The 19,159-nt window shown below is 72.2% G+C and carries 17 protein-coding genes and 1 tRNA gene; 9 read left to right on the top strand and 9 right to left on the bottom strand.

What is annotated here, in order from left to right:
- Positions 1–32: 32 nt before the first annotated feature.
- From AB0C36_RS04885 to AB0C36_RS04870, 4 genes are all read right to left on the bottom strand, one after another.
- Positions 33–1,391, bottom strand: a complete 1,359-nt coding sequence (locus AB0C36_RS04885) for a YhgE/Pip domain-containing protein (RefSeq protein WP_358349291.1) — start codon at positions 1,389–1,391, stop codon at positions 33–35.
- Positions 1,388–2,071 carry an ATP-binding cassette domain-containing protein gene (locus AB0C36_RS04880; RefSeq protein ID WP_358349288.1) on the bottom strand — a complete coding sequence of 228 codons (684 nt, stop codon included), beginning with the start codon at positions 2,069–2,071 and terminating at the stop codon, positions 1,388–1,390. Before AB0C36_RS04880 ends, AB0C36_RS04885 begins: the two co-directional genes overlap by 4 nt.
- 154 nt (positions 2,072–2,225) lie before the next feature.
- A complete protein-coding gene (locus AB0C36_RS04875; protein ID WP_358349285.1) occupies positions 2,226–2,504 on the bottom strand; it encodes a DUF397 domain-containing protein in 279 nt (92 codons plus the stop codon).
- A 244-nt stretch (positions 2,505–2,748) separates the two neighbouring features.
- The gene (locus AB0C36_RS04870; RefSeq protein ID WP_358349283.1) at positions 2,749–5,226 is read right to left on the bottom strand and encodes a glycoside hydrolase family 3 C-terminal domain-containing protein; all 2,478 of its coding nucleotides are present in this window, start codon (positions 5,224–5,226) and stop codon (positions 2,749–2,751) included.
- 206 nt (positions 5,227–5,432) lie between these two features.
- Here AB0C36_RS04870 and AB0C36_RS04865 point away from each other — a divergent pair, with 206 nt between their 5' ends.
- Entirely contained in the window at positions 5,433–6,116 is a 684-nt protein-coding gene (locus AB0C36_RS04865; RefSeq protein ID WP_358349281.1) for a TetR/AcrR family transcriptional regulator, read from the top strand.
- 30 nt (positions 6,117–6,146) lie between these two features.
- On the opposite strand, the gene AB0C36_RS04860 is transcribed toward AB0C36_RS04865, so the two are convergent.
- Both AB0C36_RS04860 and AB0C36_RS04855 read right to left on the bottom strand, forming a co-directional pair.
- The gene (locus AB0C36_RS04860) at positions 6,147–7,373 is read right to left on the bottom strand and encodes a MerR family transcriptional regulator (protein ID WP_358349278.1); all 1,227 of its coding nucleotides are present in this window, start codon (positions 7,371–7,373) and stop codon (positions 6,147–6,149) included.
- A gap of 268 nt (positions 7,374–7,641) precedes the next feature.
- Positions 7,642–8,139, bottom strand: coding sequence for a universal stress protein (locus AB0C36_RS04855; RefSeq protein WP_358349276.1), 498 nt, complete (start codon positions 8,137–8,139; stop codon positions 7,642–7,644).
- 727 nt (positions 8,140–8,866) lie between these two features.
- Between AB0C36_RS04855 and AB0C36_RS04850 the strand changes: the two genes are divergently transcribed.
- From AB0C36_RS04850 to AB0C36_RS04825, 6 genes are all read left to right on the top strand, one after another.
- Positions 8,867–9,175 (top strand): hypothetical protein, encoded by a 309-nt coding sequence (locus AB0C36_RS04850; protein ID WP_358349274.1) that lies wholly within the window; start codon positions 8,867–8,869, stop codon positions 9,173–9,175.
- A gap of 637 nt (positions 9,176–9,812) precedes the next feature.
- A complete protein-coding gene (locus tag AB0C36_RS04845; protein ID WP_358349444.1) occupies positions 9,813–10,880 on the top strand; it encodes a GlxA family transcriptional regulator in 1,068 nt (355 codons plus the stop codon).
- A 54-nt stretch (positions 10,881–10,934) separates the two neighbouring features.
- Positions 10,935–11,546, top strand: a complete 612-nt coding sequence (gene orn / locus AB0C36_RS04840; RefSeq protein WP_358349272.1) for an oligoribonuclease — start codon at positions 10,935–10,937, stop codon at positions 11,544–11,546.
- A gap of 118 nt (positions 11,547–11,664) precedes the next feature.
- Positions 11,665–11,740: transfer RNA gene (locus AB0C36_RS04835), tRNA-His, on the top strand.
- A 180-nt stretch (positions 11,741–11,920) separates the two neighbouring features.
- Positions 11,921–12,856, top strand: a complete 936-nt coding sequence (gene hemC / locus AB0C36_RS04830) for a hydroxymethylbilane synthase (protein ID WP_358349269.1) — start codon at positions 11,921–11,923, stop codon at positions 12,854–12,856.
- A gap of 34 nt (positions 12,857–12,890) precedes the next feature.
- Entirely contained in the window at positions 12,891–13,481 is a 591-nt protein-coding gene (locus AB0C36_RS04825) for a VanZ family protein (protein WP_358349266.1), read from the top strand.
- Here AB0C36_RS04825 and AB0C36_RS04820 read toward each other — a convergent pair.
- The gene (locus tag AB0C36_RS04820) at positions 13,452–13,700 is read right to left on the bottom strand and encodes a hypothetical protein (RefSeq protein ID WP_358349264.1); all 249 of its coding nucleotides are present in this window, start codon (positions 13,698–13,700) and stop codon (positions 13,452–13,454) included. The two genes, AB0C36_RS04825 and AB0C36_RS04820, sit on opposite strands and share 30 nt — an antisense overlap.
- Before the next feature lie 179 nt (positions 13,701–13,879).
- Between AB0C36_RS04820 and AB0C36_RS04815 the strand changes: the two genes are divergently transcribed.
- Positions 13,880–14,092: a hypothetical protein gene (locus AB0C36_RS04815; RefSeq protein ID WP_358349262.1), complete on the top strand. Its 213-nt coding sequence runs from the start codon at positions 13,880–13,882 to the stop codon at positions 14,090–14,092.
- Here the strand turns inward: AB0C36_RS04815 and AB0C36_RS04810 are convergent.
- Together AB0C36_RS04810 and AB0C36_RS04805 are read right to left on the bottom strand one after the other, a co-directional pair.
- A complete protein-coding gene (locus AB0C36_RS04810) occupies positions 14,086–15,297 on the bottom strand; it encodes an NUDIX hydrolase (RefSeq protein ID WP_358349260.1) in 1,212 nt (403 codons plus the stop codon). The two genes, AB0C36_RS04815 and AB0C36_RS04810, sit on opposite strands and share 7 nt — an antisense overlap.
- A gap of 69 nt (positions 15,298–15,366) precedes the next feature.
- The gene (locus AB0C36_RS04805) at positions 15,367–17,403 is read right to left on the bottom strand and encodes an FUSC family protein (protein WP_358349257.1); all 2,037 of its coding nucleotides are present in this window, start codon (positions 17,401–17,403) and stop codon (positions 15,367–15,369) included.
- Positions 17,404–17,604: 201 nt separating this feature from the next.
- On the opposite strand from AB0C36_RS04805, the gene AB0C36_RS04800 reads away from it, so the two are divergent.
- Complete coding sequence (locus AB0C36_RS04800; protein ID WP_358349254.1) at positions 17,605–19,128, top strand: serine/threonine-protein kinase; 1,524 nt, start codon at positions 17,605–17,607, stop codon at positions 19,126–19,128.
- Positions 19,129–19,159 lie beyond the last annotated feature (31 nt).

Here is a 19,159-nt window from a genome sequence, read left to right as displayed (position 1 = left end):
CGCCGCCGCGGCCAGCCGATGCAGGGCTGTCCCTAGACTTGGATGGCCGGTTTCATACGGGCCATCGTCCACAACCTGCGTCGCGACAGGACCAGGGCCGACACGGCCAGTGCGACGAGCAGGTACGCGCCCAGCACCAGGACCGCACGGGTGAGGATCCAGCCCTCGCCGCCGGAGATCGTCACCCTCAGGCCCTCCACCAGGTACGTCATGGGCAGCACCTGGTGCAGCCACTGGAACGGCGCCGGGGTCGTCTCGATCGGGTAGAGACCGCCGCACGAGGTGAGCTGGAGCATCAGCAGCACGAGCGACAGCGCGTCGCCGACGGCTCCGAATGCGACGTTCAGCAGATGGTCGATGGCGACGAACGCCGCCGCGGCAAGGGCCAGGAGCCCGAGGGTCTGCCCGACCTGGCGGGGGTCGAGGCCGAGTCCGAGGTCGACGACGGCGTACAGGACGTACGCGCCGACCACGCCGAGGAAGGCCGCGGGCAGCCACCCGGCCAGGGTGACCGTCAGCGCGCCGGAGCGGCCCGCGAGCGCGCGGGCGTTGAACGGCTTGAGCACCAGGTAGGCGGTCAGGCCGAACACCCACAGCGCGATGCTGAAGAAGAACGGCGCCATGCCGCGCCCGTACAGCTTCGCGGGGTGCAGGTTGTCGACGTCGATCACCACGGGGGCGGTGAGCACGCCCGCGCTGCCCTGGGCCTGCTGCGGTCCGGCCGGGACGGGCACCGCCGCGGCGGTCTGGTCGAGGCCCGCCGCGAGGTCGCCCGCGCCCTGTTGCAGTTGCGGGGCCGGGGCGGTGCCGATGCCGGCCTGCAACTGGCGGGCGGCGGAGGCCGCCTGCCCGAGTTGCTGCCGTAGGTCGCCCAGTTGGGTGAACGCCTGTTGTGCGTACGTCTGTTGCACGGCCTGCGTGATGGCGCTCTGCAGCGCCGCTTTCGCGCTCTCCGCGGCGGTGCCGATGATGAAGCCGTTGGCGTCGTTCAGCGTCATCGTCAGGCGGGCCTGCTGCGGCTGCGTGGTCGGGCCGCTGGCGAGCTTGGCGCTGAAGTCCGGCGGGATGGTGACGGTGAAGTAGTAGTCGCCGTCCCGGAGGCCGTCGGAGGCCTTCGCGGCGTCGACCTGGTGCCACTCGAAGTTGTTCTGCTCGACGACGGTCTGCGTCAGCTGCGCGCCGGCGGCGAGCGTCTGGCCCGAGGCGGCGACCGGCTGGTCCTGGTTGACGATGGCGACGGGAACCTCGTGGAAGTGCCCGTACGGGTCCCAGTTGGACCACAGGTAGAGGGAGCCGTACAGGAGCGGCACCAGCGAGATCGCGACGGGGACGACCATCAGCGGGCCGCGGAAGCGGCGGAGTTCGAGCCAGGCGAGGCGCAGGACGTTCACCGGCGGCCCCCGCTCTTTGCCCGCAGGTGCGTCTGGTGGCCCGGGAGCACCACCACCAGGTCGGCGGCGGAGGCGCCCGGCGGGGGCGGCGCGGTCGCGGTGGCCACCACGGTCGGCCCGGAGTGTGCGAGGGCGCGTACGGCGTGCCAGGCGCGGTCCAGGTCGGTTCCGGCGATGCCGGAGTCGACGTCGTCGACGAGCACGCCGCCCGGCTGCTCGGCGGCGGCGAGCGCGAGGAGGAGCAGGAGTTGCTCGACGCGGGAGAGGTCGCCCGCGAGGGTGTGCGGGGTGAACGGCAGGTCCATGAGGTCGAACGCGTCCGCGAGGGACTCGTCGGAGACGCGCGGGCCGCCGATCGCGCGGCGCTCGGCGGCCAGTTCGCCGACCGTGAGGCGTTCCTCCAGGTCCACGGCCGGGGCCGCGCGGGCCACCGTGATGCGGCGCCGGGCGTGCGCGGCACCGCGCGGCAGCGGAGTGCCGTCGACGGTGATCGTGCCCCGGGAGGTCCGGAACCGGGCGCCGAGTGCGAGCAGCAGCGACGTGCGCCCCGAACCTCCGGGGCCCACGAGCACGCTCACGGACCCGGGGCGCGCGTCGAGGGCGACGTCCTGCACGACGGTCCCCGACGGCCCTCGGACGGCGATGCCGTCGGCGACGATCTCCACTCCACGCGCTGACATGCGCCTCCTCGGACATTTCGTATTCCGAAGGAGATAACCGGGCGGACGCCATCCAAACAGGTGAAATGGGTGAAATGTCGCGAGTGACGCTCACATCACGAGGGGAGGAGCTTGGGTCGGCGCAACTCGGGTCGGCGCCCGCACCGGCGGACCGTCAGGCGGTCTCCGCCGGGGGCTCCGCGAGGCGTTCGAGGTCGAACTCGCCGTCCTTGACCCCCAGTACGAACGCGTCCCACTCACCCTTGGTGAACCGCAGGATCGGCCCCTCGGGGTGCGCCGAGTTGCGCATCGCCACCGCGCCGCCGCCGATCTCGGCGGTCTGCACGACGCCTTCGCCGGTGGTGTCCTCGCCGTAGCTGATCCACTCGACGCCGCTGATGTCGCGTGCGTACAGCTCGGCCTTCTCGGCCTCCATCTCCGCCTGCGTCGCCATCGCGAGTTCCCCTCTCGTGTGCGGCCGTTCGCGGCGCCCCGCGGCTGCCGGGGGTGCCCGAGAGGTCAAGGTACGGCACCACGCGACGGCGCGGACACCGTACGTGCGTAAACGTCCCGGGAACGCATCGCGCGCGGACGGGGTCCGTCCGCGCGCGAAGGTGCGCGCGGCGGGACGGGGCCACCGGTAAGTGCCGTCCCGCCGCACGTGGTTCCCCTCGGTCAGAGGGTGTTCGGAGGGGTCGTCAGAGCACGACTTCGACGCTGCCGCGCAGGTCCCCCGCATTGCGGCCGACGCCGATGCGGTACGTGCCGGGTGCCACCGTCCACGCGCCCGCCGCGACGTCCCAGCGGGCCGGCGCGGCCGGGTCGACGCTGACGCGCGCGGTCACGGTGCTCCCGGCGGGGGCGTCGACCGCGGCGAAGCCGACCAGGCGCAGCGGCTCGGCGGACCCGACCGGTTCCAGGTACGCCTGGACGATCTCGCGGCCTGCCCGGGCACCGGTGTTGGTGAGGGTGACCTCGACGGTCAGCCCCTCGGACGCGTCGCCGACGACGGTGACGCGGTCGTACGACCATTCCGTGTAGCCGAGGCCGTACCCGAACGGGTACGCGGGCTTGGTGCCCCGCTGCGCCCACAGGCGGTAGCCGATGGTGCCGGACTCGGCGTAGTCGATGCGGCCGTCGACGACCGCGGTGGACAGCACCGGGGTGTCGGCCTCGGCCGCCGGATGCGTGGTGGGCAGCCGCCCGCCGGGCTCGACCGCGCCGGTGAGGACGTCGGCGAGTGCGGCGCCGCCCGCCTGGCCGGGGAGCCAGGCCCACAGCAGCGCGGCCACCTGGTGGCGCCAGGGCGTCAGCACCGGGGAGCCGGCGTTGACGACCACGATGGTGTTCGGGTTGGCGGCGGCGACGCGCGTGACGAGTTCGTCGGTGCGGCCGGGCAGGTTGAGGTCGGTGCGGTCGAAGCCCTCGGACTCGATGTCGTCGGTGGTGCCCACGACCACGATGGCCACGTCCGCGGCGGCGGCGTCGGCGACCGCGGCGTCGAGCTCGTCGTCCTCCGGGACGCGCGGGCCCTCCCAACCCAGCCCCATCGCGGCGAACCCGACCGTGGGGTCGATCGTGTAGTGCGCCTCGATCTCGACGGCGACGCCTGTTTTCGCCGCCACCTCGACGCGCCTGAGCGGCGGCTTGAGCAGCGCCTCGATGATGTCGCCGCTGTCCGAGTCGAGTTGGAAGGTCCGCCGCTCGCCGTCCACGGTCAGGACGAAGGCGCCGGCGCCACGCACGTCGAGCAGGTGCGTGCCGTCGACCTGCGGGGCGAGGCGCACGCGCGCGGCGATCGCGGTGGTACCGGCCGGGAGCGTGCCGGGCCAGAACACCAGGTTCGAGCCGATGCGGTGGTCGGTGCCCAGCGAGTTGCCGTCGGCGTCGAAGAACTCCAGGCCGAGGCCCGGCTCGCCGGTGGCCGGGTCGACGGCGGTGTCAAGTGACAGGTCGGCGAGCGCTCGGTGGGTGAACGCGCCCTGTCGTACCGTGAGTTCGACGTCCGGGCCGAGCGCGGCGCGCAGGCCTTCGGGGACGCTCACGACGTGGTCGGGGTTCACGTGCGCGGAGCCGCCGCCCTGTGCGGACAGGCGTACCGCGTTGGGGCCGATCAGGGCGACGCGGCGCAGTGCGGACGGGTCGAGCGGGAGCGCGGCGTCCTTGTTCTCCAGCAGGACCATCACCCTGGCGGCGATCTCCCGCACCTGTGCGTCGGCGTCGGCCGGGGTGGTCACGTCGCCGCGCGGGGCGGTGTCGCCCAGTACGCCGACGCGGGCGGCGAGGCGAAGGATGCGCAGCACCTTGTCGTCCAGGACGGACTGGTCGACGCGGCCCTCCCGGACGGCCTCGACCAGCGGCTCGCCCCACTCCGCGACCGGTCCGGGCATCGCGATGTCGGTGCCGCCGAGGGCTGCCCCCTCGGTCGAACGCACCGCGCCCCAATCGGATATGACAACCCCGTCGAAGCCCCACTCGTCCTTGAGGACGTCGTTCTGGAGATGCGAATTCTCCGTCATGGTACGGCCGTTGGTCGCGTTGTACGCCGACATCACGAGCCACACCCGGGCTTCGCGGACGGCGGCCTCGAACGGCGCGAGGTAGACCTCGCGCAGCGCCCGCTCGTCCACTCGCGAGTCGTACGTCATGCGCTCGTTCTCGGAGTCGTTCGCCACGAAGTGCTTGATCGTCGCGCCCACCCCGGCCGACTGCACGCCCTTCACGAAGCCGACCGCGACGCGCGACGTCAGCAGCGGGTCCTCCGAGTAGCACTCGAAGTGGCGTCCGCCCAGCGGCGTCCGGTGCATGTTCACCGTCGGCGCCAGCAGCACGTGGATGTCCTTGTCGCGCGCCTGAGCCCCCATCAGGAAGCCGACTCGGTGCGCCACTTCGGGGTCCCAGGCGGCGGCCTGCGCGGACGGGCTCGGGAAGAGCAGCGAGGTGTCGCGCTCGTCCCACAGGACTCCGCGTACGCCCACGGGGCCGTCGGAAACGCGCAGCTTGCGCAGCCCGATCTGCGGCATTTCCGGCAGGGACCAGAAGTCCTCGCCGACGATCAGCCGCACCTTGTCCTCGAGGGAGAGGCGGCCCACCAGAGCGCGCAGCTCGTCCTCACCGATCCCCGGGTCCGTCGCAGGGGTGCCCGCAGGAGTGCTCGCAGGGGTGTTCGTCGTCATCGCTGGCCTACCGTCGCTTCCTGTCCGCTGAGGGAACGTGCGCCTGTACCGACCGGGTCCCGCCGCGGCGCGGCCGTGGCTCCGCGCGGCCGTGGCTCGGGTTGCATCCGAACGGTAACGCCAAAAACCTTGCGCTCGGTAGTTTTGTTACGCCTACGTGATGTTCCCCATGTTCAGGGGAAACCGCCGCACGGCAGGATGGGTCCATGGACGTATCAGGGACGGCCTCATCCGAGACGGCGAAGCAGGTCGCAGGCGGCGCGGAGCCGGCGGCCGCGACCCGGGCCCGGGGGCGGCGGCAGGGCTACGCGACCGGCGACGCGCGGCGCGCCCGCATCCTCAACATCGCGCTCCAGGAGTTCGGCGAGAACGGCTACCGCGGCACCTCGCTCGCCCGCATCGCGGAGCGCGCCGAACTCACCCAGGCCGGCCTGCTGCACCACTTCCGCAGCAAGCAGGAGCTGCTGACCGCGGTCCTGGACCTGCGCGACAGCATGGACGCCGAGCGCCTCGACCTCTCCAATCTGCCCGACGGCGGCGAACCCGCGCTGCGCGCCCTGGTCGCCCTCGTCGAACACAACGCCCGCAAGCCGGGCATCGTGCAGTTGTTCACGGTCCTGACCGGCGAAGCGGTGACGACCGACCACCCGGCGCACGCGTGGGCCCGGGAGCGCTACCGGCTCCTGTCCACGTCGATCACCACCGCGCTGCGGCACGGCACCGAGTCCGGGGAGTTGCGCGCCGACCTCGACCCGGAGGCCTGCGGGCGGCAGGTCATCGCGATGATGGACGGACTGCAACTGCAGTGGCTGCTCGACCCCGAGCAGATGGACATGGCGGCGGTGTTCCGCACGTACATCGAAGGGCTGCTCGGCCAGATCCGGGCCTGAGCCCGCGCGCGACCTCGTCGGCGGCCCGCTCTACTCGGCCGCCTCGTCGGCGCCCTTCTCGGCCGCCGTCAGCTCGGTCAGCACCCCCGCGAGGTCCCAGCCGGACAAGCTGGCTATCGCCTCGCGGAACGTGGTGAGCGCGAACAGGTCGCCGCGCGCCGTCATCCGCCCGTCGACCAGCGCCTTGCGCGGCAGCGACCGGTCGTTGTCGAGCAGCAGGCTGCGCGCTGTCGGGTAGTCCATGTGGATCATGAGGTCCGGCCCCGGCAGCAGCCCCGGGCGGACCAGCACGCGTCCGTGGAAAACGTCCAAGTGCAGTTCGGCCGGGTCGTCGCGGCCGGGTACGTCGCTGACCACGATGTCGACGACCGCCGGATGCGGCGTGCGCTTCTCCGGGTCCGGCGTGATCAGGCGGCTGAGCCGGGAGACCGCGGCGATCCATTCGTCCGACATGAAGGGGTAGCGCTCCAGCGCCGGCGCGTCGGGCTCCTCGGCCGGCTGCGCGGCCGGCTCGGGACTCTCCGCCTCCAGTACCCTGCCCAGCGTCTCACCGAGCTGACGGGTCGCCAGACGCCGCATCGCGCGGGCGAGTTCGCTGTCGACGGCACGCTGCGCCAGCGGGCGGAGCCGCCGGATCAGCTCGGCCATCTCCGGCGCCTCCTCCTCGAGCGAGGAGTCCTTGAGGTAGTGCTGCCACAGATAGGTCTCGGTCAGCTGCATGAACGAGCCCGCCACCCGCTCCATGTCCGCGCGGAGCGCGCGCAGATGATCGAGCACCGCGTGCACGGGCACACCCGCCGCGTGCAGTTCGGCGCACACCGCCAGCTCGCGCGGGCTGGGCACCCGGAACAACGTCAGCGAGTCGTCCTCCGGCTCGAGCAGCCCGAACTGCACGGCGCCCGCGATGACCACCGGGTCCGAGAGGCCGCCGAACATGGCGGTCAACTCGGCACGTGTCATCCTGCCGGGTTCCTCGTCGCTCCACGGCCCGGTGACCTCCGCGACCAGGCCGAGCACACCGCCGAGGCTGCGCCCGTTGTCCCACGCGTCGAGCAGCTCCTTGATGCTGACCAGGCTGTAGCCGCGCTCCAGGAGTTGGCCGATCAGACGCAGGCGCGCCAGATGACCGCCGTCGTACAGCGACACCCGGCCGGCCCGGCGCGGCCGGGGCAGCAGCCCGCGGTCCTGGTACGCGCGTACGTTGCGCACGGTCGTACCGCCCTCGCGGGCGAGGTCTTCGATCCGATACTCCGCCAACCTCGTGCCTCGCGATCCTTGTGTGCCACCCTCACCCGGCCACGCGCTCCCCCGCCACGGCACGTCGACCGGCAGCGCGACGGACCGCGGTTTCGTGGCTGGGCAGCAACGTAATGCAGGAGGGCTGGAACCTCGATCACGAGGAGGGGAGAGACCGGGGATTAATCCGGGCAGAACACGACATACGCTGAACTAATTCCGGCTTTGTGTCCGGTACGACCGGCGAATCGGCAGATCGACCGGTCGGGTCGATCGGCGCGGGCGCCGGTCAGGGGATCACGACGACGGGCCGCTTCGCGTGCTTCACGAGGCGGCACGACACCGAGCCGAACAAGCGGCTCACAAAACCCGAGGACCCGCCGACGACGATCGCGTCGGCGGCGAACTCCTTGGCGACGTCCTCGATCTCGTGGCAGATGTCGCCGCCGCGTTCGACGAGGATCCAGGGCACGTCGCTGAGATGGTCGGCACAGGCGAGTTCGAGGCCGAGGGCCTCGGAACGGTTGTCGGGCACGTCGATGAAGACCGGGGGCTCACAACCGGCCCACACAGTGGCCGGAATGCGGTTCGCGACGTGCACGATGACGAGCCCGCCGCCGAGACGGCGGGCCATGCCGGCCGCGTACGCCAGTGCGCGTTCACTCGCCCCCGAGCCGTCGAAACCGACGACGACCGGGTGCTGGAACGCGGGGTCGCGGGGGCGCTGGGATTCGGGACGGAGCAACGGGGTGCCGTCCGGCAGGTCACTGAAGTCGAAAGCAGCCATGGCAATCGGGCGTCTTTGCTGAGGAGGAGCGCTGCGCGGCCCCTCAGAGATCAAATAAAGAGCCTATGCATACAGATTACGTATTGCGGTCGGAATCGGACAGGCCGTGCGGTGTCGAGCACGCACGATATCTGCCCACGCCGCCGTACGGGAGCCCCCGGCAGCCGCGAAACCCCCATCCGGGTGAAGTCATCGCCGAAGGACACCCCAACAGGCCCGGAACCGCCCGGATTCGCGCCCCGTGCGGCCTTGGTGCGGGGCCCCGCCGGACCGCTCCGCGGGCGGTGCCGACCTCCTGCGGACCGGTCGGCGGGCGTGGCCGGATCACCTCCGGTGGCGACGGCGCCACGGCGTACGGCAGCGGTGGGGTGCGCGCCTGCGTACGGGACTGTCGGCACCGGAGTCCTCATGTCGGTCTCCGCGGGTGGCGAATCGGGGCCCGAGGCATGGCGAAGGGTTGCGCGGGGGCGGGAAACCCCCGGGGGCCGTTACCCGCGGGGCCGGGTCGGCGTTGCACACGACGACACCGCGTGTCCGGGCGGCCCACGTCGGCCGGGGCGGCGATCCCGAGTGCGCGGCACCGTCGCGGACGCCGACCCCGGGCCGACGGGGCCCAGCCCGAGCAGGGCCCGACGTACGTCCGACTTCCGTCCGACGTCCGCCCCAACCGAGGAACGGCATGCCCCCGCGAGCCACACCCCGCGGCACCGCAGGACCCCCGCGGCCCGTGCGGCCGCGTACGGCCCCCGATCGGCCATCCGGACGCCGCGCCCGCACCGCCACCCCGGACGCCCCGCAGGCGCCCTCCCAGGCACGCTCCCGAGCGCTCCTGCCGGACACCGGAGACCCGGACCAACCCACCGATCGGTCGCCGGTCGGGCTGGGCGAGATCGCGCCTTGGTACGCCGCGGGCGCGCTCTTCACCGCCCTGGGGCTACTCGCCGGCCGTGTCGATCTGTTGCCCGCGCTCGCCACCGGAGCCGGAGTTCTGGCCGCTGGCGCCGCCGCGTGGCTGGTGATCTTCCGAAATTCGTAACACACCGTGAGCAAGCAGACATAGATTTCATTCACGAAATTCGCTTTGCAACCCGGGCATTGCTCATCGAAGAGTCGCCAGGGGTGGTGTGACCGCCATCACAAACAGGCATATCTACATAACGTCACGTGGAGAACACCATGCATAGACAAGCCCAGAAAGAGTAAGTTCCGATCTTGGGTGACTTGAGTGGCGTGTGTGAACTACTGAGACTCGCCATCAACGACCCCTCCCGCCTCGCCGGTGCTCGACCGGAGGGTGTCGTGGAGGGCTGAAGGGGGCGATCGGAGCCATGAGCAGGACCGACGGTCGACAGGCGGGTCGGCGCGAGTCCACGGCCGCGGAGGACACCGCGGCCTCGCCGGCGTCCGCGGACGTGTCGATACCCGCGGCGCGTACCGGCGAACGACAGGCTCCGGTCCCCGCGCCGAGAAACGAATACGGCGCGAACGGGGGCACGGGGGAAGCAGATTCGGACACCTCGCCGGGCACAGCGGCGGACACCGCGGCGGACGGCGACATGGTCGGCTTCGACCCCGGCGTCGGCGCCGTACCGGACGACGACTACGGGGAGAGCGACGTGGCGGTCGTGGGGACCGACGCGGAACCGGGCCGGACGGCGAACTCGGTCGACGGCCTGTCCGACGACGAAGTCCCGGACGAGGCCGAGTCGTACGCGGAATGGCCCGCGCGGCTGATCGGCAGGCGCCGGGCCGAGACCATCGCGGTCCTGCTGTTCTCGAACTCGCCGATTCTGGAGAGCTCGATCCCCATCTCGGTCTTCGGCGTGGACCGCAGGGACGCCGGAGTCCCGAACTACCGATTACTGGTATGTGCCGCCGAGCCCGGGCCGCTGCGCACCACCGGCGGCGTCGAACTCATCGCGCCGCACGGCCTCGACGGCCTGCACCGCGCGGGCACGGTGATCGTGCCGGCATGGCACTCGCCGTCGCGCACGCCGCCCGCTCCGGTGCTCGACGCGCTCCGTCGCGCGCACCGCGAGGGCGCGCGCGTGGTCGGCCTGTGCGGCGGGGCGTTCGTGCTCGCGGCGGCCGGGTTGCTCGACGACCGGCCGGCGACGACGCACTGGATGTACGCGCCCGCGCTCGCCAAGTCGTTCCCGAAGGTCCGCGTGGACCCGCGCGAACTGTACGTGGACGACGGCGACGTGCTGACCAGCGCCGGCACCGCGGCGGGCATCGACCTGTGCCTCCACCTGGTGCGCATCGACCACGGCTCGGACGCGGCGAACGCGCTCGCGCGGCGGCTGGTGGTGCCGGCCCACCGGGTCGGCGGGCAGGCCGCGTACATGGACCTGTCGCTGCCGGAGGAGATCAGCGGCGATCCGCTGGCCACGGTGATCTCGTGGGCACTGGAGAACCTGTCCGAGAAGTTCGACATAGAGGTGCTGGCGACGCGGGCGTACATGAGCCGCCGTACGTTCGACCGCCGCTTCCGGTCGCTGACCGGCAGCGCCCCGCTGCAGTGGCTCCTGACCCAGCGCGTCCTCCAGGCGCAGCGGATGCTGGAGACCACCGAGTTGCAGGTGGAGGAGATAGCCAGACGCTGCGGCTTCCGGTCCCCGGTCGCGCTGCGCGGGCACTTCCGCAAGCAGCTCGGGATCCCGCCCGCCGCGTACCGGGACGCCTTCCGGACCCGGGAGCCGGACGCGGTGGCCGTCGAGGTGGAGGTGGGCCGGCCGTAGGCCGCGAGGCCGCTGAGGCCCTGGCGACGGTCGCAGGGCCTAGGCTGATCCACTATGAATGACCGCTTGGTCTGGATCGACTGCGAGATGACCGGACTCGACCTCAACCGGGACGCCCTTGTCGAGGTGGCCGCACTCGTCACCGACTCGGAGCTCAACGTCCTCGGCGACGGGGTCGACGTCGTGATCCGCCCGCCCGCCGAGGCGCTGGACGGCATGCCCGACGTGGTGCGCGCGATGCACACCGCGTCGGGTCTGCTCGACGTCCTCGACGACGGGGTGACGCTGGCGGAGGCCGAGGCGATGGTCCTCGGGTACGTCCGCGAACACGTCAGCGAGGGGCGCAAGGCCCCCTTGTGCGGCAACTCCGTCGCCACCGACCGCGGCTTCCTGGCCCGCGACATGGCCGCGCTGGAGGGCTACCTCCACTACCGCATCGTGGACGTCTCCTCCATCAAGGAGCTGGCCCGCCGCTGGTACCCGCGCGTCTATTTCCAGTCGCCGCCGAAGACCGGCAACCACCGCGCGCTGGCCGACATCAAGGACAGCATCACCGAACTGAAGTACTACCGGGAGGCGATCTTCGTGCCGCAGCCGGGCCCGGACACCGACACCGCCAAACAGATCGCCGCCCGCTTCACGGCCCCTCAGGTCCCGCTCAGCTGACCTCGGGCCGACCTCCGGCTGAGCTCGGCGTCTCCCCGGAACAACCCGGGAGCGAGCACCCCTCGATCCCCTGTACACTCTTTCTCGCTGCTCCGGTCGTACGGCCGGAAGACGCGTGGTGGGTGTAGCTCAGTTGGTAGAGCACCTGGTTGTGGTCCAGGACGTCGCGGGTTCGAGTCCCGTCACTCACCCCACCTTGCCAAGGCCCCGATCTGCACCCGCAGATCGGGGCCTTGAGCGTTTCCCGTCCGCTCTCGTGCGCTGCCGCCCGCTGCCGCCCGCGCTTCGGTGCGGCTTCACGCTTTCGGGTGGTGGGGCGGGCGGGTGGGGGATTGCGGCGGGGCGGGGGCGTGGGCGGCGCCTAGCCTGGGGGGATGGGTGGTGGTGGCGTCCTCCGGATCGGTACGCGGTCCTCGCCGATGGCGATGGCGCAGGCGGAGCATGTGGCCGGGCTGATGCGCGCGCAGTGGTTCGTGCGCGAGGTCGAGATCGTGCCGTACACCACGTCCGGCGACCGGTGGGCCGGGAGCCTGGCGGAGTTGGGCGGCAAGGGGGTCTTCGTCAAGGAGATCGACCGGGCGCAACTCGCGGGCGAGGTGGACATGGTGGTGCACTGCCTCAAGGACATGCCGGGGGACGAACCGGTGCCCGAGGGGCTGGAGATCACCGCGTACCTGCCGCGCGACGACGTGCACGATGCGGTGGTGACCGCGGACGGGACCAAGCTGCGGGATCTGCCCGCGGGTTCGCGCGTCGGTACGAGTTCGGTCCGGCGCACCGCGCAACTCAAGTCGCTGCGCCGGGATCTGACGGTGGTTCCGGTCCGCGGCAACGCCAACTCCCGGCTGGCCAAGCTGGACGCGGGCGAGTACGACGCGCTGCTGCTCGCCGTGGCGGGCCTGCGCCGGATCGGGCTGCACGAGCGGATCACCGAGGCGCTGCCCACGACGTCGATGATCCCGGCGGTGGGCGCGGGCGTGCTCGCGTTGCAGTGCCGGTCCGACGACGCCGAGTCGGTCGAGGCGGTGTCCGGGCTCGACCACGCGCTGACGCGCGCGTGCGCGACGGCGGAGCGGACCATGCTGCGGGTACTGCGCGGGCACTGCGCGAGTCCGATCGCCGGCTACTGCGCGCCGAAGGAGGACGGACTCGCGCTGCATGCCGCGGTGTTCAGTCCGGCGGGTGACGTGGTGATCGAGGCGTTCGAGAACGGCCTCATGCACACGCCGGAGTGGGTCGGCGAGGCGGCCGCCAACACGCTGCTCGACCAGGGGGCGCGGGCGTTGATCGACGCCATCCCGCACCCGTGAGCGCGGCGGCGGCCGTGGCGGTAGGTTCGAGCGCGTGCGTCAGGTGTGGGAGTCGTGGGGCGGGGTCCTGCTGGTGTGGGGGGCGGTCATTCCGCTCGTTGCGGGGGCCTGCGTGCTGGGTGTCCGGCTGAGGGTCCGTCAGGGACGGGATCCCGCCGAGGCGTTGCGCTTCACCGCGGCGGAGGCGGGGATCGCGGCGGGCACGCTGCCGTGGGTGTGGATGATCCTGACCCCCGCGTACGGCGAACGCGCGGTGAGCGCGGTGCCGTTGCGCGACCTGGCGGCGACGCTCACGAGCACGCCGGTGGACGCCTTCGTGCAAGTCGGCGCGAACCTGGTGGTGTTCGTGCCGCTCGGCTTCTTCCTGCCGATGCGGTGGCCCGGGTTCGCGGGTGTGCCGCGCATGGCGCTGCTCGGCGCGGTGGTCTCGGGACTGCTTGAGACCGGGCAGTACGTGCTCGACATGGGCCGCGTCTCGTCGGTCGACGACGTGCTGATGAACACCGCCGGCGCCGCCGTCGGTGCGTATCTCGCGCGCGTACACGTGGCGCGGCGCGAATCCGATCGTTCGTACGGCGACCGGATCGCGGCGCGGCTACTTCTTCGGCTTGGCGTCGTCGGCTGACGGACCGGAGCCGTCGGCCCCGCCGCCTTTGCGGAGTCTGCGCAGGTACTCGCGCGTCCAGCCGGTCGTCTTGACCACTTCGGACTGTTTGACGCCCGCCTTGACCGCGGCGACCGCGGCCTGCTTGAGGGCCTGGCGGGCTTCCTCGTGCGCCTTCTCGGTGCGCCGGTACGTCCTGGCCGCCTTGGCGAGGTCTTCGGCGGCTTCGCTCTGATCCACAACGTCAGGATGCCATATCGATCGGCCCACCGCGTAGGCCAACCGAGTTGACATTTCTGCCGGGAACATGGAGTATGGCAGTCGACATCAAGATGAACACAAGGTGAACAAGACCTGGCCGACGCGGAACGTCACCGGATTCCGCAGTCGCGCCGAGCGCACCCGGAGGGGGTAACGCCATGAAGAGGACGCACTCGAACCGTACGATTCCCGCGCAATGCCGACTGTGCGGCGAGCCGTACCTCGCGGCACTGCACCCGCGCACACTCGTCGAGGTCCCGGCGGGAGGCGACCCGATGGGCGGCCGCCTGACGGTGTTCGACGGCGTGACCTACATGGTCGAGCGCCACACGCCGTGCAGCGCCGCGCACCGCGACGGCCTGCCCTACTGACCCGCGCCGTCTTCCGGCGCCGACGGGCCGCCCAGGTCCGCGAGAATCTGGGCGACCATTCCGACGGTGGTCCAGTCGACCCCGTCGGAGCCGAGGAGTTCGCCGTACGTCGTGACCTCGACGTACGTGCGCTCCTCCCCGCCCGCCCCGCCCTCGCCGTGCGCTGATCCGTCGGCGCCCAGCAACTCCATTTCCCGGTCGGTCAGTTCGGCCGAGTAGAGCCAGGCGCGATGAGCGGACGACGATGCCGCGACCTGGCGGACCCCGTGCCCGCGCAGGCGTTCGGCGGCCAGGCCGAGCCCGGTCTCCTCGCGCACCTCGGCCAGTGCGCGGTCCTGCGGCGCGACGTCGTACGACGCCGAACCGCCCGGCAGTTCGCGCACGTAGCCGTCCCGCGCCAGGCCGGGCGCGCGGAACTCGCGAACCAGCACCAGCCGGGTGTCCCGCACGTCCGGGGCACGCCGATAGAGCAGCACGGCACTGATGTCGGGCCGCGACAGGACCACTTCATTGGCCTTCACGCGCCCGCCCTCCGCCGCGATCGCGACGGAGACGTGCACGGCCGAGTACACGACGGTCCGCCCCTCGTCGGCCCGGAAGGTCCACACGAGTCGGGCCCCCAGCAGGGTGTTGCCGGCCTTGCGCAGGCCCGCGTACCAGGCCCGGAAGACCGGCGTCGTCCACACCAGCAGCGGTACGTCGCGCTCCCCCGCGGACCGGCGCTCCCCCGCCCCGATCCGGTCCAGCGCGATGCGCAGCGTCTCCGCCAGGCTGTCGGCCGTCGGCACGCCGTGGTCGCGCGCGTACTCGCGCTGATAGCGAACCTTCGCCGCACCCGGCGGCGAACCGAACACGGCGCGCCCGCCGTCCTTGGTCCAGCCCCACTCGTCGTTGGTGGTGAGCCCGGGCAGCGTCGCGAGGTCGCGCGGCACCCAGAAGACCACCTGGTCCGCGACGCCCAGCCAACGCAGCTCCCACAGGCGCTGATCGTCGTAGTCGGCCCACGGCCGCCCGTCGGCGGGTTCGGGGACGAAGACCACCAACTCGCCGGGCCCCACCCACTGACGCCGGATCAGCTCGACCGCGGCCGGCCGCCAGGAGGCGACGTCGGCACTGCGCGGGCTCGGTCCGGCGAGGAACACGCTTGCGTCCCACGAGGCGGGCGGCTCGTCGCTCGCGTGGACGACGGTGACGGGACCGGGCAAGGCGACCTCCACGCGCACGGACACCAACGCCCTTGCGGCGAAAGGACCGCGGCGGCGTTCTCGCGCCGATCATCGCATCCGGGCGCCGGGGAGCGCCTGGTCGTACAGCGTGCAGGCGGTCTCCACATCCATGCGCACGCCGTTGAGCAGCGCGGAGCCCTCGGTGGTGACGTGGTCCGCCGACGCGCCGTGCCGCGGGGCCCTGCTGTCCGCGGAGACTGCCGACGGCGGGTCAACTTGCGTGTCCGGCACTGCCTCCACCGGTCGTCCCTGACCAACTGCCCGGGCAAAAGCGTCGATCCGCTCCGCGACCGCGTCCACGGTGTCCTGGTCCGGCACCGGGGCGCCGCCGTCGACGTACGCCGACGAGGCCGAGATCGAATCGGTCATGCGCTCCACCGCGACCAGGACCGGCCAGAAGGCCGCCGCCCGGCGCGACGTCGGCGGCGGTTCCGCCAACGCCTGCTGGAACGCGGTGCGCGCACCCGTCAGCGTGTTGTACGCCCGCCGCCTTGCCCGCGACCGCCCGGCCCGGCCCCCTTCCCCCTCCGCGAGCAGCAGCCGCAGGTAGGCGCCGTTCGCCTCCGCGGCCCCCGCCACCATCTCCCGCAGCCGCGTCCGCCGCCCGTCCGGCCACAACAGGTAGCCGAACACCAGCACGATCGCGCAGCCCAGCAACGTGTCGAGCGTGCGCGCCGGAACCAGCCCGCCGACACCCCCGTGCCCGAGTTGGTCGGTGAACAGCAGCATCAGCGGGGTGATCGCCGCCGTCTGCATCCCGTAGCTGCGCGACGTCGCGATCGGCAGCAGGAATCCGAGCACCGCGACGACCGGGACATCCGGCCAGCCGCGCGGGACGTATGTGAGCAGCGCGGCCGCGACCGCGACGCCGACCAGCGTGCCGGCCGCCCGCAGCACTCCGCGTACGAACACCGAACCGAAGTCCGGCTTCAGCACGAACGTGATGGTCAGCGCCACCCAGTACGAGCGCGGCAGATCGGCGACCTGGACGAGCACCGACGCGATCCCGATGCACAGCGCCAGCCGCGCGCCGTACGTCCACGCCGCCCGACTGGCCACCACCGTCGCCATGTTCCGCAGCCCCGCGCGCGGCCCCCATGCCATGTGCGGCACCCCGAGGGAGTCGGGGTCGTGCGCGAACACACCCGTCGCGTCCGGGGGCGGCGGGGCCAGCCGTCCGGCCGCGTGCCGGAGCGCGGCCCGCATCGCCGTCTCGGCGGGCGTCCTGGGCACGAACCCCGGCTCCACCGCGACGTCCCGTCCCGTCGCGACGGCATCGCCCAGACGCGTGATGGCCTCCGCGAACTTCGGGTCCACCGGCGCCTCGCGCACCAGCGCGGCGATCGCCTCCAGGATCGGATTGACCGCGTTGAGCTGGATCATCAGGTGCTGCGTCGCCGGATCCCGCCCGGGTGAGCCGGCCCGGTGGCGCACCAGGACGTCGTACGCCTGGTCGATCGCCGCCCCGATGTCGTGCCCCGCGCCCGGCAGCGGCCGACCGGGACGCCCGGCGGCGCGCAAGCGGTCGGCGGCCGCGTAGTACACCTCGGCGACCGCGGCGCGCTCCGGGCGCCCGCGCCGCCACGGCCACGCCACCAACGCGAGCAGGAGGACCCCCGCGCCGCCGGTCACCAGCAGCACCGGCGGCAGCCACCATGGGTCCGGCATCGGCACCCCGGTGCCGACCACCGTCATGAGCAGCAGCATGAGCCCGCACGACGACGCGATGCCGCCGACGGGGCTGATGACACCGGAGACGAACGCGGTCGCGACCAGCACGAGCACCGTCGTCCAGCCCCGGTCCGCCGTCTGATGACCCATCACGATGCCGAGCGCTCCGGCGAGTTGCGGGGGCACCATGCGGATGATCCGGAGCCGGTACGCCTCGTCGCGGTCGAGCACGACCATGTTGAGGGCGCCGAGCGAGGCCAGCACGCCGTACGCCACCTCGTCGGCGGCCACGCCGATCGCCAGCGGCCCGGCCAGCGCGAGTGCCGCGCGCCCGGCCGCGGCCCAGGGAATCGGTGCCCGGCGCGGGGCGAGCGCGCGCAGGAACCAGTGGGCGTCACCTGCCGCGTGGCCCACCGGGTTGCCTCCGTACCGTGGTGCGGGTCGATCCGTGATCACCCTATATCCGATCAAAATGCGCGCTTCGCATGCACTCTGCATAACGTTTGGGAATTCACCCTCGCTGTCTGCCCGCTGTCATCCCGCTGTCCTCCCCCCACGCCCCCCGCTGCGGGACAATCACGACGGGAAACAACAAGACGGGGAGGCGAGCGGCGCGTGGGTGAGTGGTGGCTCGCCGGCCGGTACCGGCTGATCGAGGAGCTCGGCTCCGGCGGTATGGCCGTGGTCTGGCGTGCCCGCGACACCCATATGCACCGGTATGTGGCGGTCAAGTTGCTGCGCGACATGTACGGCATCCCCGGCGCGGCCGACCGCTTCGCCCGCGAGGCGCGTACCGCGGGCACCCTGTCGAGCCCCCACATCGTCACCGTGTACGACTTCGGCACCGGACTGCTGCAGGCCGCCGATCCCGACGACCCGCACACGCCGCCGACCGCCCCGGCGCGTCCCCTCTCGCACCACGGGCCCGCCACCCCCGACGAGCCGGTACGCGAAGCCGTGTACGTCACGATGGAACTGGTCCCCGGCCGCTCGCTCGCCAAGGTCGTCGCCGACGAGTCCCCCCTCCCGCTGGCGCGCGTCCTCGACCTGGCGCGTCAGTTGTGCGACGCGCTGGAGGTCGCGCACGACGCCGAGGTGCTGCACCGCGACATCAAGCCCGCGAACATCATGGCCAGCGACAAAGGCGTGCTGAAGGTCCTCGACTTCGGCATCGCCCGCTCCATGAAGGCCCTGGCCGCCGGCGCCACGCTCACCCGGCCGGGCGCGGTGCTCGGCACCGCGGCCTACATGTCGCCGGAACAGGCCAACGGCCAGCCGGCCGACGCCCGCTCCGACCTCTACTCGACCGGCTGCCTGCTCTACGAACTCCTCACCGGCCTCCCGCCGTTCGGATTCGGCGACGTACCGAGCCTGCTCTTCCGGCACGTGCACGTAGCCGCCGAGTCCCCCGCCCGGGTCCGCGACGACCTCCCCGACGAGGTGTGCGAGATGGTGTTGGCGCTGCTCGCGAAGCATCCCGACGACCGCCCGCAGAGCGCCGCCGAGGTACGCCGCCTGATCGAGGCCGTGCCGCCGCTCCCTCCGATACGCGTGCCCTCCGTGCCCGTGCAGGCCGAGGAACTGGCCCGCCGCATGGCCGAGGTTCCCGGTCGCGCACCGAAGGAGGCGGTCGCCCTGCTGCGCGAGCTACTGCCGGAGCACAACCGGGTGTTCGGCCACGACCACCCACGCACGCTCGGTGTGCGCGACGACCTCGCCTACCACCTGGGGCGGTCCGGCGAGCATCACACCGCGGTGAAAGTGCTGCGCCAACTCGTCGCGGACTACACGCGCGTACGTGGCCGCGAGCACCCGGACACCCTGGGCGTACGCCGCAACCTCGCGCACTGGACGGCCAAGGCCGGGGACCCCACCGCCGCGGCCCTGCTGCTGCGCGAACTGGTGCCCGCGTACGTGCGCGTCCACGGGCCCACCGACATCGACACGTTCAAGGTACGGCGCGAACTGGCCCTGCACACCGGGCGGTCGGGCGACGCCGACGAAGCGGTCCGGCTGCTCCGGGAACTGGTCCTGGACATGACCGAGGCCCTTGACGGCGACCACCGCTATGTCATCGAGGCGCTCGAGGAACTGGCCTTCTGGGAACGCCGCATGACGCGCCCGCAGCGGACCGGCTGAACCGACCCGCTCGCCGCCGGGTGCAGTCGGC

This window comes from Streptodolium elevatio, from assembly GCF_040649515.1.
Lineage (GTDB): Bacteria > Actinomycetota > Actinomycetes > Streptomycetales > Streptomycetaceae > Yinghuangia > Yinghuangia elevatio.
The sequence above is the reverse complement of the archived record's forward strand: the minus strand, read 5'-3'. Positions and strand labels throughout refer to the sequence as shown.

What these genes read in the sequence shown, in the direction of transcription:
- AB0C36_RS04870 (WP_358349283.1), bottom strand. Translation starts at nt 5,226, where the DNA reads ATGACGACGAACACCCCTGCGAGCACTCCTGCGGGCACCCCTGCGACG.
- AB0C36_RS04815 (WP_358349262.1), top strand. Translation starts at nt 13,880, where the DNA reads ATGAAGAGGACGCACTCGAACCGTACGATTCCCGCGCAATGCCGACTG.
- AB0C36_RS04865 (WP_358349281.1), top strand. Translation starts at nt 5,433, where the DNA reads ATGGACGTATCAGGGACGGCCTCATCCGAGACGGCGAAGCAGGTCGCA.
- AB0C36_RS04855 (WP_358349276.1), bottom strand. Translation starts at nt 8,139, where the DNA reads ATGGCTGCTTTCGACTTCAGTGACCTGCCGGACGGCACCCCGTTGCTC.
- hemC (WP_358349269.1), top strand. Translation starts at nt 11,921, where the DNA reads ATGGGTGGTGGTGGCGTCCTCCGGATCGGTACGCGGTCCTCGCCGATG.
- AB0C36_RS04875 (WP_358349285.1), bottom strand. Translation starts at nt 2,504, where the DNA reads ATGGCGACGCAGGCGGAGATGGAGGCCGAGAAGGCCGAGCTGTACGCA.
- AB0C36_RS04880 (WP_358349288.1), bottom strand. Translation starts at nt 2,071, where the DNA reads ATGTCAGCGCGTGGAGTGGAGATCGTCGCCGACGGCATCGCCGTCCGA.
- orn (WP_358349272.1), top strand. Translation starts at nt 10,935, where the DNA reads ATGAATGACCGCTTGGTCTGGATCGACTGCGAGATGACCGGACTCGAC.